Annotated in this window: 13 protein-coding genes; 5 read left to right on the forward strand and 8 right to left on the reverse strand. The window is 69.5% G+C overall.

The window, feature by feature from the left end:
- The first annotated feature begins 307 nt into the window (after positions 1-307).
- The 3 genes from ACIA8E_RS32370 (at position 308) to ACIA8E_RS32380 (ending at position 4,265) form a co-directional block, all read left to right on the forward strand.
- Positions 308-1,630, forward strand: coding sequence for a PhoH family protein (locus ACIA8E_RS32370; protein ID WP_399303424.1), 1,323 nt, complete (start codon positions 308-310; stop codon positions 1,628-1,630).
- Positions 1,631-2,021: 391 nt separating this feature from the next.
- Positions 2,022-2,723, forward strand: a complete 702-nt coding sequence (locus ACIA8E_RS32375; protein WP_399303426.1) for a lytic transglycosylase domain-containing protein — start codon at positions 2,022-2,024, stop codon at positions 2,721-2,723.
- A gap of 141 nt (positions 2,724-2,864) precedes the next feature.
- Positions 2,865-4,265, forward strand: coding sequence for an AI-2E family transporter (locus ACIA8E_RS32380; RefSeq protein WP_399303428.1), 1,401 nt, complete (start codon positions 2,865-2,867; stop codon positions 4,263-4,265).
- Positions 4,266-4,355: 90 nt separating this feature from the next.
- Here the strand turns inward: ACIA8E_RS32380 and ACIA8E_RS32385 are convergent, their stop codons facing one another.
- On the reverse strand, positions 4,356-4,892 hold the full coding sequence (locus tag ACIA8E_RS32385; protein ID WP_356126999.1) for an alkyl hydroperoxide reductase: 537 nt from the start codon (positions 4,890-4,892) through the stop codon (positions 4,356-4,358).
- A gap of 12 nt (positions 4,893-4,904) precedes the next feature.
- Positions 4,905-5,459: a peroxiredoxin gene (locus ACIA8E_RS32390; protein WP_030969360.1), complete on the reverse strand. Its 555-nt coding sequence runs from the start codon at positions 5,457-5,459 to the stop codon at positions 4,905-4,907.
- Positions 5,460-5,591: 132 nt separating this feature from the next.
- Between ACIA8E_RS32390 and ACIA8E_RS32395 the strand changes: the two genes are divergently transcribed.
- Complete coding sequence (locus ACIA8E_RS32395; RefSeq protein ID WP_399303431.1) at positions 5,592-6,560, forward strand: hydrogen peroxide-inducible genes activator; 969 nt, start codon at positions 5,592-5,594, stop codon at positions 6,558-6,560.
- A 49-nt stretch (positions 6,561-6,609) separates the two neighbouring features.
- On the opposite strand, the gene ACIA8E_RS32400 is transcribed toward ACIA8E_RS32395, so the two are convergent.
- The 6 genes from ACIA8E_RS32400 to ACIA8E_RS32425 form a co-directional block, all read right to left on the reverse strand.
- Positions 6,610-9,009 (reverse strand): ABC transporter permease, encoded by a 2,400-nt coding sequence (locus ACIA8E_RS32400; protein ID WP_399303433.1) that lies wholly within the window; start codon positions 9,007-9,009, stop codon positions 6,610-6,612.
- Positions 9,006-9,692, reverse strand: coding sequence for an ABC transporter ATP-binding protein (locus ACIA8E_RS32405; RefSeq protein WP_399303435.1), 687 nt, complete (start codon positions 9,690-9,692; stop codon positions 9,006-9,008). Before ACIA8E_RS32405 ends, ACIA8E_RS32400 begins: the two co-directional genes overlap by 4 nt.
- Positions 9,689-10,213 carry a PadR family transcriptional regulator gene (locus ACIA8E_RS32410; protein WP_399303437.1) on the reverse strand — a complete coding sequence of 175 codons (525 nt, stop codon included), beginning with the start codon at positions 10,211-10,213 and terminating at the stop codon, positions 9,689-9,691. Before ACIA8E_RS32410 ends, ACIA8E_RS32405 begins: the two co-directional genes overlap by 4 nt.
- 214 nt (positions 10,214-10,427) lie before the next feature.
- Complete coding sequence (locus tag ACIA8E_RS32415; RefSeq protein WP_399303439.1) at positions 10,428-11,720, reverse strand: alkaline phosphatase; 1,293 nt, start codon at positions 11,718-11,720, stop codon at positions 10,428-10,430.
- A 310-nt stretch (positions 11,721-12,030) separates the two neighbouring features.
- Complete coding sequence (locus ACIA8E_RS32420) at positions 12,031-12,216, reverse strand: hypothetical protein (RefSeq protein ID WP_327129166.1); 186 nt, start codon at positions 12,214-12,216, stop codon at positions 12,031-12,033.
- Positions 12,217-12,242: 26 nt separating this feature from the next.
- A complete protein-coding gene (locus ACIA8E_RS32425) occupies positions 12,243-13,190 on the reverse strand; it encodes an SPFH domain-containing protein (RefSeq protein WP_399303441.1) in 948 nt (315 codons plus the stop codon).
- A gap of 220 nt (positions 13,191-13,410) precedes the next feature.
- Between ACIA8E_RS32425 and ACIA8E_RS32430 the strand changes: the two genes are divergently transcribed.
- Positions 13,411-15,633 carry a transglycosylase domain-containing protein gene (locus ACIA8E_RS32430; protein ID WP_399303443.1) on the forward strand — a complete coding sequence of 741 codons (2,223 nt, stop codon included), beginning with the start codon at positions 13,411-13,413 and terminating at the stop codon, positions 15,631-15,633.
- The last annotated feature ends 186 nt before the right edge of the window (positions 15,634-15,819 follow it).

Here is a 15,819-nt window from a genome sequence, read left to right on the forward strand (position 1 = left end):
GTCGGGGGCATCACTTCCGACTCACCCGCCCGCCGCATGGCGGCATGGCTTCGCGTGTTCGAGGGAATACCCCTGTCAGGTCGACGTCCGGTCAAAAACCAGGCGGACGTCGTGTCCAAGTGAGTGGCATCGAGTCCGCTCGCCCGGGAGGCCCTTTGCACACGAAGGACCGTACATACAGTGCGGCCGACGCGGAGGGCCGGCGCTCGGCCCGCGCAAGGTGGCCGCAGCCCGGTCCGTTCTCTCCCTTTGGGATGCTCCGCGACGCCGTCGCAGCCCAACCTCGTCCGAGGGGGTACGTCCTTCCGTGGTGACCAGCACAAAGCGCCGCATGCCCGACAGGCGCACCTATGTTCTCGACACCAGCGTCCTGCTGGCCGATCCGAACGCCATGGCCCGCTTCGACGAGCACGAAGTCGTGCTCCCGATCGTCGTGGTCACGGAACTGGAGGCCAAACGCCACCATCCGGAGCTCGGCTACTTCGCCCGGCAGGCCCTGCGCCTGCTGGACGACTTCCGCGTCCGGTACGGCAGGCTCGATGCCCCGATCCCGCTCGGGGATCTCGGCGGAACGCTGCGCGTCGAACTCAACCATTCCGATCCCGGCGTACTGCCCGCCGGCTACCGGTTGGGGGACAACGACTCTCGGATTCTCGCGGTTGCGCGCAATCTCCAGGCCGAGGGGTACGACGTCACGGTCGTCTCCAAGGACCTGCCACTGCGCATCAAGGCATCGTCGGTCGGCCTCCTCGCGGAGGAGTACCGCGCGGAGCTCGCCATCACCGACTCCGGCTGGACGGGGATGGCCGAGCTGCCCCTGTCGGCCGAACAGGTGGATCTGCTCTTCGGAGAGGAGACGCTGTACGTCCCCGAGGCCGCCGAACTGCCCGTGCACACCGGACTGGTCCTCCAGTCCGAGCGCGGCAAGGCACTCGGCCGGGTCACGGCCGAGGGCAATGTGCGCCTGGTCCGCGGCGACCGGGAGGCCTTCGGGATCCACGGCCGCAGCGCCGAGCAGCGCATCGCCCTGGATCTGCTGCTCGACCAGGACGTCGGCATCGTGTCGCTGGGCGGCCGGGCCGGTACCGGAAAGTCGGCGCTGGCACTCTGCGCCGGTCTCGAAGCCGTGCTGGAGCGCAGGCAGCACCAGAAGGTGATGGTCTTCCGGCCGCTGTACGCGGTCGGCGGGCAGGAGCTCGGCTATCTCCCCGGCACCGAGGCCGAGAAGATGAGTCCCTGGGCGCAGGCCGTCTTCGACACGCTGTCGGCTGTCGCCGGGCGTGAGGTGATCGAGGAGGTACTGGGGCGCGGGATGCTGGAGGTCCTGCCGCTCACCCACATCCGGGGCCGGTCGCTCCACGACGCCTTCGTGATCGTCGACGAGGCGCAGTCACTCGAACGCAACGTCCTGCTGACCGTCTTGTCCAGGATCGGGTCGAATTCCCGGGTTGTGCTCACGCACGACGTGGCCCAGCGGGACAACCTCCGGGTCGGCCGGTACGACGGAGTCGTCGCCGTGGTCGAGAAGCTGAAGGGCCACCCGCTCTTCGCGCACGTCACGCTCACCCGCTCCGAGCGTTCGCAGATCGCCGCACTGGTGACCGAAATGCTGGAGGAAGGCCAGATCTGATACAGGATGCGACAGTTGATGCCGCCCGGCGAGCCAAGGAGCTTAGCCGGGCGGCATCATGTTGCGGCGCCATTTCCGCAAAACACCTGAGCCAAACGGGGTGTGAGCTTTCACACGCAACGGAGAATTGCCTAGCGGCGGCCAGTTCCGGCAGAGTCTTGCTTCCGTCAGGCCCCGCATACGGCACACCCGCACCTCCAGAGGTGCCACGCACCACACAACTCAACAATCGCCGTCCGTATGCCGCCCGCGAGCACCACGCGGCACTCCCTCAGGGGAGCTGCCCACCGGGCCCGTGCCTCCCCGTGACCCAAGCAGTAGGGAGGCCAGTGTCAGGGGCACGATTGCGCCCGCGAGGTCACCTAAGCGGGCGATGCTGGAAGGACACCGTGTGAGCCGGATCTCGGTCCGGGGGTTCGCCGTGGCATCTGCCACTGCGGTCACCACCGTCGGCGCCGTCGTAGGCGTTGCTTCGGGCAGCACTCCCGCTGTCGACGACAACAACTTCGAGGCGACCGCAGCCGACACGACGCTGCTCGCCGACATCCCTGCAGGCCAGCAGGCCCAGGTGCAGACCGCCTCGCTGACGCAGCAGGCAGACGCCCAGGCGTCCGCGGCCGACGCGGCGGCGAAGAAGTCCGCCGAGGAAGCGGCCCGCATCCAGGCAGCCAAGGACGCCAAGTCGAAGAAGCAGGCGGCCGAGGACAAGCTGGAGCAGGAGCGGCAGGCCAAGAAGGACGCCGAGCGCGCCAGCCGTTCCGAGGTCCGCAGCGCCTCCACATTCTCCACGCAGAGCTCGTACACCGTGGCCGAAGTCCAGGCGATGGCTCGCCAGATGATCCCCAGTGACCAGTTCCAGTGCTTCAGCAACATCGTGAACCACGAGTCGAGCTGGAACTACCGGGCGAGCAACGCCTCTTCCGGTGCCTACGGTCTCGTCCAGGCGCTGCCCGGCTCCAAGATGGCATCCGCGGGCGCCGACTGGCAGACCAACCCGGCCACCCAGATCAAGTGGGGCCTCAACTACATGGACAGCCGCTACGGCAGCCCGTGCGGTGCCTGGTCCTTCTGGCAGGCGAACAACTGGTACTAGAAATCGGAACCTTCCGGGGTTCTGGTCTCAACCTTGCGAAGCCCCTCACCGTCCTACGGTGAGGGGCTTCGCGCGTGTACCGTCGTCCGAACGACTCCGGGGGGAGTGGTGGGGAGAGAACTCGGGGGAAAAGGAACATATATGTCGAAACTGCCAGGATGGCTCGGCCGGCTGGGCGCCGAACTGACCGAACTCGGCGAGCGCCTGGAGGAACGCCGAGCCGCGGCGGAGGCCGAGGCGGACCGGGACGCGGACGCCGAGCCGCCGATCCCGGCCGCCGCCGACCACCCTGCCGCCACGGCCGACCATGTGCCGCCACCGCCCGCATACGCCCCGTCCGTCACCGCCCGGCCCGATCCGGTCGCGGCGATCCCCTGGGGGATGCGCGTCGCGGCCGAGGCCGGCTGGCGGCTGCTCGTCCTGGCGGGCACGCTCTGGGTGCTGATGCGGGTCATCAGTGCCGTACAGCTGGTGGTGCTGGCGTTCGTCGCCGCGCTGCTCGTCACCGCGATGCTGCAGCCGACCGTCGCCCGGCTGAGGCGCTACGGGCTGCCGCGCGGCCTGGCCACCGCCGTCACGGCGATCCTGGGCTTCGTCATCATGGGCCTGGTCGGCTGGTTCGTTGTCTGGCAGGTCATGGACAACCTCGACACCCTCTCCGACAAGGTGCGGGACGGTATCGACGAGTTGAAGCGCTGGCTGCTCGACAGCCCCTTCCACGTCACCGAGCAGCAGATCAACGATGTCGCGAAGAACCTCAGCGACACCATCGGCACCAACACCGAAGAGATCACCTCCGCCGGGCTCCAGGGCGTCACCGTGATGGTGGAGGTCCTCACCGGGATACTGCTGGCGATGTTCTCGACGCTCTTCCTGCTGTACGACGGGAAGCGCATCTGGCAGTGGGTGCTCAAGCTCGTACCCGCCCAGGCCCGGCCGGGTGTCGCGGGCGCCGGGCCGCGCGCCTGGCGGACGCTGACCGCCTATGTGCGTGGCACAGTGCTGGTCGCCATGATCGACGCGATCTTCATCGGGCTCGGGATCTGGTTCCTCGATGTGCCCATGGCGGTGCCGCTCGCCGTCTTCATCTTCCTCTTCGCCTTCATCCCGCTGGTCGGCGCAGTGGTCTCCGGAGCGCTCGCGGTCGTCGTCGCGCTGGTCACCGAGGGCGTGTTCACCGCGCTGATGGTGCTGGTCGTGGTGCTGGCCGTGCAGCAGATCGAGGGGCATGTGCTGCAGCCGTTCATCCTCGGCCGCGCGGTACGCGTCCACCCGCTCGCCGTCGTCCTCTCGGTCGCCGCGGGCGGCATGGTCGCGGGCATCGGCGGTGCGGTCGTCGCGGTGCCGCTGGTCGCGGTCACCAATACGGTGGTCGGCTATCTGCGGACATTCGGGCAGGAGGCCGCCCTTCGCCACGCACCGCAGCCCCGCGGGGCCACGGCGATCGGTGCGGCCCCGACCCCGACCCCGAGTCCGCCCCCGGCGCCGGAGCCACCGCCCGCGGGTGAGGACGAAGGGGAAGGGAAGCCGCCGGTGCAGTGAGGCGGAGAGCGCAGCGAGACGGAACGATAAGAAGGGCCCCGTGGACGGTCGGTCGTCCTCGGGGCCCTTCTCGTATCAGGGGTACTGCTGTTACTGCTCGGCGAGCACGGCCTCGGCATCGAGGGTCACGCCGACCGCCTGGATCACCGAGGCGATCCTGACGGCTTCCTGAATGGTCTCACGGTCCACGCCGGCCTTGCGCAGCACCTGCTCGTGGGAGTCCAGGCACTGGCCGCAGCCGTTGATCGCGGAGACGGCGAGCGACCACAGTTCGAAGTCGACCTTCTCCACGCCCGGCTTGCCGATGACGTTCATCCGCAGGCCCGCACGGAGCGTCCCGTACTCGGGGTCCGACAGCAGGTGCCGGGTCCGGTAGAAGACGTTGTTCATCGCCATGATGGCGGCGGCCGACTTCGCCGCGGTGTACGCCTCGGCGGAGAGGTTGGCCTTGGCCTCCGGCTCCAGCTCGCGAAGCACCTTCGGCGAGCGCGAGGCGATCGCGCAGGCGAGGACGGTGCCCCAGAGCTGCTGCTGCGGGAGTTCGCTGTTCCCGATGACCGAACCGAGGTTCAGCTTCAGGTCCTTGGCGAAGTCCGGGACGGCGGCCTTCAGTTCGTCGAGTGCCATGTCGGTGTCAGCTCACTCGCCCGAGAGGAGCGCGACCGGGTCCAGGGTGTTCTCGCCCTTGGTCCAGTTGCACGGGCACAGCTCGTCGGTCTGCAGGGCGTCGAGGACCCGGAGGACCTCCTTGGGGTTACGGCCCACGGAACCGGCGGTCACCATCGTGAACTGGATCTCGTTGTTCGGGTCGACGATGAAGACGGCGCGCTGCGCGAAGCCGTCCTCGCCCTCGATGCCGAGGTCACGCATGAGCTCGTGCTTCGAGTCGGCCATCATCGGGAAGGGCAGGTCGGTCAGGTCCGGGTGGTCCTTGCGCCAGGCGTGGTGCACGAACTCGGAGTCGCCGGAGAAGCCGAGGATCTGGGCGTCACGGTCGGCGAACTCGTCGTTCAGCTTGCCGAAGGCGGCGATCTCGGTGGGGCACACGAAAGTGAAGTCCTTCGGCCACGCGAAGACGATCTTCCACTGACCCTCGTAGGTCTTGTGGTTGATCTGCTCGAACTCCTTGCCGCTCTCCAGCGAGACACAAGCAGTCAGGTCGAACTCGGGGAACTTGTCACCGACAGTGAGCACGCGCTCTCCTTGCAGCGTAGGAATTCCCTTTTTACGGGAGTTCCTGGGGGTTGGACGATGTCCACCTTGGCACAGAGTGCATTGATCGCGGAAATAGCTATACTCGGTCGTGATGATCGGAGGTGCCTATCAGTGGCGCAGAGCAACCAGGGCAATCGACCCAAACAACCCAGTCTGTCGCAGCTGCGTGCCTTCGCGGCCGTGGCCGAGCACCTGCACTTCAGGGACGCGGCGGCAGCAATCGGGATGAGTCAGCCCGCGCTCTCCGGGGCCGTGTCCGCGCTGGAGGAGACACTCGGTGTCCAGCTCATCGAGCGTACGACGCGCAAGGTGCTGCTCTCGCCCGCCGGGGAGCGGCTGGCGGTGCGGGCCGGGGCGGTGCTGGAGGCCGTCGGTGAGCTGATGGAGGAGGCCGAGGCGGTCCGGGCGCCGTTCACCGGAGTGCTCAGGCTAGGCGTGATCCCGACCGTCGCCCCGTACCTGCTGCCGACCGTGCTGAGGCTGGTCCACGACCGCTACCCGGAGCTCGACCTGCAGGTGCACGAGGAGCAGACGTCGTCGCTGCTGGAGGGGCTGGCCGCCGGCCGGCTGGACCTGCTGCTGCTCGCCGTGCCGCTCGGGGTGCCCCAGGTGACCGAACTCCCGCTCTTCGACGAGGACTTCGTGCTGGTCATGGAGCGCAGCCACTGGCTGGGCGGTCGCGCCGACATTCCGCGCGAGGCGCTGCGCGAGCTGCCGCTGCTGCTGCTCGACGAGGGGCACTGTCTGCGTGACCAGGCGCTGGACATCTGCCGGGAGGCGGGACGCACGGAGGGGGCACCGGTGACCACGACCGCGGCCGGGCTCTCCACGCTGGTGCAGCTGGTCGCGGGCGGGCTCGGGGTGACGCTGCTGCCGCGTACCGCCGTCACCGTGGAGACCGCCCGCAACGACGCGCTGACCACCGGGTACTTCGCGGATCCCGCGCCGTCGCGGCGGGTGGCGCTGGGGATGCGGACCGGGGCGGCGCGGCACGGCGAGTTCGAGGAGTTCGCGGCCGCACTGCGTGAGGCGATGCGGGAGCTGCCGGTACGGCTGACGGCGAGTACGTCGCACGTGTGAAAGGGGTGCGGTCTTTCTCCTTGCGGAGGGACCGCACCCCTTGTGCTCGTCATTCCGTCCGCAGGCCGTCCGGTCGCATGAGCCGCCACAGCAGTGGCAGCGAGACGAGGGTGACCAGCAGGATCAGCGCCGCGCCCGCTCCCACCATCGGCAGGAACAGCCACCAGTCGGTCACCTTCTTGGCGATCATCCTGATCATCACCGCGCCGAGCCCGAGCCCGCCCGCGACCGCCACCGCCAGGCCGATGACCACCGGTACGGCGGTCTGCCAGAGCACCGACCAGCCGAGGGTGGTCCGCCGGGTGCCGAAGGCGACCAGGACCGACAGCAGGCGTCTGCGCTCCCGCAACTGCTCCAGCTGGGAGACCAGCATCGAGGCGGCGATCAGCAGCAGGGTGACGGTCGCGCCGACCTGGAGGCCGGTCTGCACGCTCGCGTACTGCCGGTCGCGCGTCACCGAATGCAGGGAGTCGACGCGCATGCCGGGGTCGATCCTGGCCGCCGTGTTCCGTACGTACTCGGAGACGTCCGCGACGCTCTCGTCGACCTTGATCTGCGCGTTGACCGTCGCGCCGGGCAGCGTACTCGGGTCGACCGCGCCGACCGTGGCCATGATGCCCCAGTGGTCCTCGCCCATCGGATCGCGGCGGGAGACGACGGTCGGGGCGTCGGCGGGCAGGGTCCACCGCTTCGACTTCACGCCGTCCGGCTCGGTGGACGAGCTGATCTCGACCTCCTTGCCCTTGCGAGCCGTCTGGTCCATCCAGGCGGCCATCTCCTTGTCGTTCCTGGGGTGGACGACGAAGGCGTCGCCCTCCTTGCAGGAGCCGATCCGGGCGAGTTCGCGCAGGGTCGCGCAGTCGCCGATGGACAGTGAGGTGGTGGGCTGGATGTCGCCTTCGTACTTCCCCGGCCGGGTGACGTACACCTCGACCGTGCCGATGACGGCCTGCACGCCCTTGGTGGCCCGGAACTCCTTGATGGTGCGCGCGGCCGCGTCACCGGTCACGTTCTCGGAGTACGTCGTGAACTGGGCCCGCGAGGGATCCTGCCCCGTCATCCGGTTGAAGTCGTCGCCCACCGCAGCGAACAGCATCTGCAGCGCCACCGCGCCCGCCACCGCGACCGTGATGCCGCTGACCGCACGGGACGCCGCCCCGCTGCTCAGCTGGAGCCTGCGGGTCGCGAGCTGCCAGGGCACCGGGCCGCCGCGCAGCCGGTTCACACACGTCTCGACCAGCCACGGCAGCAGCAGCGCGAGCCCCACCAGGGCCAGGACGGCGCCGGCCGCGATCGGATACGGGTCGACAGGGGTGTGCTTGTCGACGTCTCCGGTCAGTGCGAGCACCGCCACGCCCGCGACCGGCATCAGCAGCCGCCACCAGAGCCGGCGCCTGCGGCTGCGGCTGTTGCGTACGACTCCGAGCGGTTCGATCACCACCGAGCGCAGGGCGGTCAGGGTGACCAGCACCGCCGCCACCGGAACCGCCACCGCGACCAGCGCCGCCAGCCAGGGGGCCGGGACCAGATCGGCAGGGAAGGCGCTGACGTCCCACACCTCGACGGCGCCCATGAACTGACGTCCCACCAGGAAGAACGCCAGGCCCGCCACCAGGCCGAGCACCGCGCCGAAGAGCGCCTCGCCGGCCGCGATCCGGCGGGTCATCCGGATGTCCGCGCCGACCAGGCGCAGCGCCGCGAGTCTGCGGTCGCGGCGGTCCCCGCCGAAGCGCACGGCCGTCGCGATGAAGATCGCGACCGGCACCAGCAGGACGACGCAGATCATGATGACCAGCACGATGAGGACGGGGGACAGGGGCTCGGACGGTGCCCTGTCACCGTAACCGGCCAGCCGGTGGCCGCCCGCGGCGGCGGTCAGGGTGGCGCTGCCCGCGTAGAAGCGCAGTTCGCCCGGGGAGATCAGGCCCGGGTCGGCGATGGTGCCGGTGATCCGGTACGGCAACCGCTCCTTGAGGAGACGGCCCTCCGGGGAGCCGAGCAGCTCCTTCAGGGCAGGCGAGGCGACCATCTCGTCGGGGCCGGGGAAGTTCGCCACGCCGGGCGGGGTGACCGGGTGCGCCCCCTCCGGCCGCATCAGGAAGCCCTCGACGGAGCGGCCGCGGAACTCGGACTCCGCGTTGATCCGCAGCACAGTGGAGTCCGACTTCGGGACGGTGTCGTCGCGTGAGACGCGGGACTCGGTGCGGGCCTGCTCGCGGGCGGAACGGTGATCGAGCAGATGCGGTACGGAGGAGGCGACCAGCAGCAGCGCCACGCCGAGGCCCACACCGACCGCGGTGAGTACGGTGCGCGTCCAGCCCTCACGTCCGCCGGAGGAGGCGAACCGGATGCCGAGGACGAGATCGCGCAGCAGGGCGGTCGCGCGGGAGGGTTCGGCGGGCCGGCGCTGCTCGGCTGCCAGGGCCTTCTTCGGTTCGAGCAGCGTCATGCGGTGTGCTCCAGGTCGCGGGCCCGGCCGTCGCGCACGGTGACGTCGCGGTCGGAGTAGGCGGCGACGCGGGCCTCGTGCGTCACCAGGACCACGGCGACGTTGGCGGACCGGGCGGCCTCGCCGAGCAGTTGCATCACCCGCTCGCCGTTGAGGGAGTCCAGGGCACCGGTCGGCTCGTCCGCGAAGATCACCTTCGGGGAGGAGACCAGGGCGCGGGCGATGGCGACGCGCTGGCCCTGGCCGCCGGAGACCTCGCCGGGACGCTTGGCGCCGAGGTCGTCGACCTCCAGGCGCTCCATCCAGCGGAGGGCGGTGCGCTCGGCGTCCTTGCGCCTGGTGCCGCTGAGGCGGAGCGGCAGGGCGACGTTCTCCACGCAGGTCAGCTCCGGGACGAGCTGTCCGAACTGGAAGACGAAGCCGAATTCGCTGCGGCGCAGGGCGCTGCGTTCGGCGTCGGACATCGCGGAGAGCTCGCGGCCCGCGTAGGTGACCGTGCCGCTGTCGGGGGTGATGATGCCGGCGAGGCAGTGCAGCAGGGTCGACTTGCCGGAGCCGGACGGGCCCAGCACGGCGACGACCTCGCCGGGGTGGACGGAGAACGAGGCGCCGTCCAGGGCGGGTGTCGAACCGTACGACTTGTGCAGGTCGCGGGCGACGAGGAGGGAGCCGGCCGGGGTCATGCGGCGACCTCGCGGGCGAGGCGGTCGAGCCGGGCGGCGGTCAGTTCCAGCCAGCGGAGGTCGGCCTCCAGGTGGAAGAGGGCGTGGTCGCAGATCAGCTGATCTGCGAGGTCGCCGCCGCGCTTGCGGTCGGTGAGGATGCGCATGAGGCGCAGGTGCTCGGCGCGCTGCGTGTCCAGGAGGGTTTCGGCGCTGCGGCCGGTGAGCAGGGCGAGGACGACCTTGGTGTACAGCGTCGACTGGAGGTACGGCTCCGGCTTCTCGGGCTGGGCGAGCCAGTCGGTGACGTCGGTGATGCCGGCCTCGGTGATGGCGTACCGCTTGCGCTCGGGGCCGCCGCCGCTCTCTATGCCGTCGACCTCTACGAGGCCGTTCTTGAGGAGGCGGGACATGGTCGAGTAGACCTGGCCGTAGTGCAGGGGGCGGTCGTGGCCGAACTTCTCGTCGAATGTGCGCTTGAGGTCGTAGCCGTGGCGGGGGCCGGACTCGAGGAGCCCTAGGAGGGTGTGACCGATAGACATGCGGACACTATAAGCGGTGTGTATACCTCGCGTGTATACGCGGGTGGGGCAGGTCCTCCTCGAGATGAGGTGGGGGCGTCAGCCGTACTGCTCGGTGCGGCCCTGAGCGGGCCTTACGGGGGAACCGGGCCACCCCGGCCCGACAGCATCGTGCCTGCGCACGGGAACGGGCCCCGGGAGTGTGCTCCCGGGGCCCGTTCCTGCGTCACCGCGTTCAGCGGCGCGGTGCCAGCACCTGCTTGAGCACGTCGTGCACGTACGTGTTCGGGTGCTTGCCCGAGAAGCTGTCGGAGAGCGGACCGCTCGCCGTCACGGGCACGTCCACGCTGGTGTGTCCCGACGTGGTCCAGTCGATGATGAACTTGCGGTCGCTGCCGCGGATCGAGAACGGACCGTCCTCGGCGGAGATGGCGTCCCCGGACTCGTCGGTGGCGTCGACCTCCTCGACCGAGAGACCGCCGGTCTCGTGGTCACCGGTGACGACCAGCAGCGTGTCGGGGTGCGTCGCGATGTACGCGCGGGCCACCGCGACGGCCTTCTCCAGCTGCTGCATCGACTGCAGGACGCGCGTGCCGTTGTTGGAGTGCGCGAACTCGTCGGTGCCTTCCTCCTCGACCATGAGGAAGAAGCCCTTCTTGTTCTTGTCCAGGCTGGTCAGGGCCTTGCTGGTCATCGTGCCGAGGTCCACGACCGGGCTGTAGACGTCGCCCTGGCCCTCGGGGCGCTGCTGGAACATCTCCTCGTTGCTGAACAGCCCGAGGATCTTGCCGTTCTTGGCCTTGCTCAGCCCGCTCGCACTGTTGACGTACGAGTAACCGGCCTTCTGGGCCTTCTTGATCAGGTTGCCCTTGGTGCCGCGGCTGCCCTCGGTCGTGTCCTCCGCCGGCTTGTCCTGGAACGCGCCCGCCGTACCGGCCGGCAGCCACCAGTCCTCGCCGCCGCCCAGGATGACGTCGGGCTTGCTGACGTCCAGGTACTGACGGGCGATCTCGTCCTGCTGTCCGCGGTCCGCGGTGTTGGCGAAGAACGCCGCCGGGGACGCGTCGGTGACCTGCGCGGTGGTCACCAGGCCGGTGGCCTTGCCGGCCGCCTTGGCCTGCTGGCCGAGGGTCGCCAGCGGGTTGCCGTCGACATCGACGCTGATCGCGCCGTTGTAGGTCTTCTCGCCCGTGGCCCATGCGGTCGCCGCCGCGGCGGAGTCCGTCACGACGGCCTTCGGGTCCCGCGGGGTGGTGGTGAGCTGGCCGGACGCCGTGAGGCGGTCCATCGCCAACTGGCCTTCCAGGCCGGAAAGGTTGAGCCTTGCTGCCTCGCGCATCGAGGCACCCATGCCGTCACCGTTGATGAAGATGACGTTCTTCGCCGTCGGGGCCTTCGCCTTCGCCGCCGACTGCGGTGCAACGGCCGACGCACCCAGCGTCGGGTTGAGCACCATCGTGGCAACTGCGGCCACGACGGCCGCAGCGACGGGGGCTCCCCATCGCGCACTACGCACGCGTCTGTTCACAACAGCTCCTCGTGAATTGCATAGCTTTCACAAGCGAACGTATGCGTGGAGGCGGTACCCGTCATGAACGAGAGGCATCGGGATACGGAACAACCGGCCGCCGGGGCTCCGGTGGCGCGGTTCCCCTCGGCGCCCTCCGTCTGCAGGAACACCTGCCGGAGCGCGTCCGGCACGGCCGGATCCGGCTTCCCCCAGCGGCGTCTGCCGGAGACGGCGGCTGCGTGACCGCGATCGCCGGACGGGCTGGTCCTCCAGCCCGTCCGGCGCTGCGGGGGCAGGCGCCCGGCGCCCGCTCCCGTTCTCCCGCCCCCTACTCCGCCGGGGGCTTGGGGGGACGGCCCCGGCGGGGGATGGGGGATGCTGTCGCCGGCAGGCGGCCCGCCTCTGCCAGCGCCCTGCGCAGCAGGAACTCGATCTGGGCGTTCGCGCTGCGCAGTTCGTCCGAGGCCCAGCGGGCCAGCGCGTCGTGCACCGCGGGGTCCAGCCGCAGCAGCATCTGCTTGCGCTTCGGGGTTTCTTCCGTCACTGGTAGAGCGTGCCCGTGTTCAGGACGGGTTGCGCCGCGCGGTCACCGCACAGCACCACCATCAGGTTGCTGACCATCGCCGCCTTGCGTTCGGAGTCGAGCTCGACGATGTCCTGTTCCGCGATCCGGGTCAGCGCCATCTCGACCATCCCGACCGCGCCCTCGACGATCTGCTGGCGGGCCGCGACCACCGCACCCGCCTGCTGGCGCTGGAGCATCGCGGAGGCGATCTCAGGGGCGTACGCGAGGTGGCTGAAGCGGGACTCGATGATGCGTACGCCGGCGGCCTGCACCCGGGCGGTGAGTTCGGCGCCCAGCTTCTCGGTGATCTCGTCCGCGTTGCCGCGCAGTGACAGGCCACCCTCGTCATGTGCGTCGTACGGGTACTCGATCGCGATGTGGCGGACGGCCGCCTCGGTCTGCGTGGCGACGAACTTCCGGAAGTCGTCGACCTCGAAGAGCGCCTGCGCGGTGTCCTCGACCTTCCAGACGACGATTGAGGCGAGCTCGATCGGGTTGCCGTAGGCGTCGTTGACCTTGAGGACCGCGGTCTCGTGGTTGCGGACCCGGGTGGAGATCTTGCGGCTGCTGGTCAGCGGGTTGATCCAGCGCAGTCCGTCGGCGCGGATCGTTCCGACGTACCGGCCGAAGAGCTGGATGACGCGGGCCTCGCCGGGCGCCACCATCTTGACGCCGCTCATGCAGAAGAGCGAGGCGAGGGCGAGGAGCACCCCGACGACGAGGAGAGGGATCCCCGCTCCGTTGTGGCCGTTGGCGCCCAGGGCGCCGCCGATGATCGCCAGGCCGATGCCGAGGAACACGCCGAGGACGGTCAGGAGCAGTCCGAAGCCGCCGGGGATGGAGTGGGCCGTGGTCTCCCGGACCTGCGGCTCGGGCATCTTCGGAGCACCGTCGGTCTGCGCCGCTATCGGCTGGTCGGTCATGATTCCCCCTGTTTGCGTGTCTAGCGCGTTGCTAGCAATGTGATTACACATTAACCGAATTCGCAACCATGTGCACCTCTCGGGAGTCGGTTCCTTAGGGAGCGGGTGCTGATTGTCACGTCCGGAAAAGACCGGATCGCCTGCATTTTGTCCTTGCCGGCAGTGTTAGCTGTCTGGGCTGAGCGGATCAGGCGAGCAGAGAAACGGGAGCGATACAGCGATGGGTCGAGCGGATGCGCGACGAGCCCAGCAGCGCGGAGCGCGGCGGGCCGCGAAGAGCGGCGGCATACGCAGACTCTTCACCTGGCGGAAGATGCTGGGCACGTTCTTCGGGTTCTGCCTGCTGATCATGGGCGCCTTCGTGGCGCTCTACCTGTACGTGGACATACCGAAGGCCAACATCCTGGCCGAGCGGCAGAGCAACGTCTACCAGTACAGCGACGGCACAGTGCTGACCCGGACCGGGAGTGACGGGGTCAACCGCCAGATCGTGGATCTCGCCCAGGTCCCCAAGGAGGTGCAGCACACCTTCGTCGCCGCCGAGAACAAGACGTTCTACAAGGACAAGGGCGTCGACCTGAAGGGCACCGCGCGTGGCATCTTCAACACGCTCTCCGGCAAGGGCAAGCAGGGTGGCTCGACCATCACCCAGCAGTACGTGAAGAACTACTACCTGACGCAGGACCCCACGGTCAGCCGCAAGCTCAAAGAGCTGGTGATCTCGCTCAAGGTCGACCAGAAGAAGGACAAGAACTACATCCTCGCCGGGTACATCAACACCGCGTACTACGGCCGCGGCGCGAGCGGGATCCAGGCCGCGGCGCAGGCCTACTACGGGGTCGACGCCAAGGACCTCAACGTTTCCCAGGGCGCCTATCTGGCCGCGCTGCTCCAGGCCCCCAGCCAGTACGACTGGGCGGTCGCGACGCCCACCGGCCGGAGGCTCGTCAAGGAGCGCTGGGCCTACACGCTCGACAACATGGTCGAGATGCACTGGCTCGACAAGGCCCAGCGCGACACCCTGAAGTTCCCCGTCCCGGACAAGCCCAAGCCCGCCCCCGGCATGGAGGGCCAGACCGGATACCTCGTCGAGGCCGCCAACAAGGAGCTGGACAAGCAGGGCATCACGGGGGAGATGCGGGAGGCCGGCGGCTGGACCTTCACCCTGAACATCGACAAGAAGCGGCAGAAGCAGCTGGAGACGTCGGTCGACCGCCAGCTGGAGTCCAAGCTGGACCGCAAGGGCAACAAGGTCGACGCGACCGTCCAGGCGGGTGCCACCTCCGTCGACCCCGAGACCGGCGCAGTCGTCGCGCTCTACGGCGGGGTGGACTACGTCAAGCACTACATTTCCAACGCCACGCGCCGGGACTACCAGCCCGCCTCCACCTTCAAGCCGCTGGTGCTCGCCTCCGCGCTGGAGAACGAGGCGAAAACCCAGGACGGCGATCTGATCGGCGTCAACACCCGCTACGACGGCACCAGCAAGCGGCCGGTCGTGGGCAGCGACACCCCGTTCGCCCCGGAGAACGAGGACAACCGGAGCTACGGTGACGTCACCGTGCAGACCGCGATGAACAAGTCGATCAACTCGGTCTTCGCGCAGATGGTGGTCGACGTCGGCCCGCCCGCGGTGAAGGAGACCGCGCTGGCGCTCGGTGTACCGGACCAGAACTTCCCCGAGCGCCCCGCCATCACACTGGGCACGATGAACGCCTCGACCTGGGACATGGCGGGCGCGTACGCCACGCTCGACAACCACGGCCGGAAGGTCACCCCGTTCATCGTGAAGTCCGCCAAGCACCGGGACCGCACGGTCGCCCCGGTCAAGGGCATCGGGAACCAGGTGATCAGCCGCAAGTCCGCCGACACCGTGACCTCCGTCCTGAGGGGCGTCGTGGACAGCGGCTCCGGCCAGGCGGCCAACACCTCGGCCTACGAGGCGGCGGGCAAGACGGGCACCTCGGAGAACAACAAGTCCGCCTTGTTCGCGGGCTACACCCCGGAGCTCACCACGGTCGTGGCGCTCTTCGGTGAATCCCCCAAGGAAGGCGGCGGCCAGGTCAGTCTGACCGGTACCGCGAACTCCGGCCGGGCCAACGGTGGCGGCTTCCCGGCGCAGATCTGGGCGGACTACACCCTCGGTGCGCTGGGTGGCGGCTCCAGTGCCCAGTTCGATCTTCAGGACGTGGAGCGCGGTCAGGTCACCGTGCCGGCCAGCCCGTCGACGAGTCCCTCGGCGTCGGAGAGCCCCGACCCGTCGCCGTCCGAGTCGTCGGATCCGCCTTCGCAGAGCCCGATCGAGACGCCCAGTGATCCGGCCAGTCAGTCGCCCATCGAGCCGCCGAGCGAGTCCCCCGTCCTGCCGAGCGAGTCCCCCGTCGTGCCGGGCGGGGGAGCGAACTCCGGGCGGCCGGGAAACAACAACCCGCTCGATCAGTGAACGCACGGGAGTGGGGGGGGGGGGGGGGGGGGGGGGGGGGGGGGGGGGGGGCGGGGGGCGGGGGGGGGGCGGGGGGGCGGCGGCGGGCGGGGGGGGGGGGGGCGGGGGGGGGGGGGGGGGGGGGGGGGGGGGCGGCGGGGGGGGGGGGGGGCGCGCGGGGGGGCCCGGCGGCGCGGCCGCGCCGGC

Origin of the sequence: Streptomyces sp. NPDC051664 (assembly GCF_044453545.1) — a bacterium.
Taxonomy (GTDB): Bacteria; Actinomycetota; Actinomycetes; order Streptomycetales; family Streptomycetaceae; genus Streptomyces.

Excerpts from the sequence above, each read along its gene's own strand:
- ACIA8E_RS32400 (WP_399303433.1), bottom strand. The coding sequence starts at position 9,009 with ATGACGCTGCTCGAACCGAAGAAGGCCCTGGCAGCCGAGCAGCGCCGG.
- ACIA8E_RS32420 (WP_327129166.1), bottom strand. The coding sequence starts at position 12,216 with ATGCTGCTGCGGCTGGACCCCGCGGTGCACGACGCGCTGGCCCGCTGG.
- ACIA8E_RS32385 (WP_356126999.1), bottom strand. The coding sequence starts at position 4,892 with ATGGCACTCGACGAACTGAAGGCCGCCGTCCCGGACTTCGCCAAGGAC.
- ACIA8E_RS32430 (WP_399303443.1), top strand. The coding sequence starts at position 13,411 with ATGGGTCGAGCGGATGCGCGACGAGCCCAGCAGCGCGGAGCGCGGCGG.
- ACIA8E_RS32380 (WP_399303428.1), top strand. The coding sequence starts at position 2,865 with ATGTCGAAACTGCCAGGATGGCTCGGCCGGCTGGGCGCCGAACTGACC.
- ACIA8E_RS32405 (WP_399303435.1), bottom strand. The coding sequence starts at position 9,692 with ATGACCCCGGCCGGCTCCCTCCTCGTCGCCCGCGACCTGCACAAGTCG.
- ACIA8E_RS32410 (WP_399303437.1), bottom strand. The coding sequence starts at position 10,213 with ATGTCTATCGGTCACACCCTCCTAGGGCTCCTCGAGTCCGGCCCCCGC.
- ACIA8E_RS32425 (WP_399303441.1), bottom strand. The coding sequence starts at position 13,190 with ATGACCGACCAGCCGATAGCGGCGCAGACCGACGGTGCTCCGAAGATG.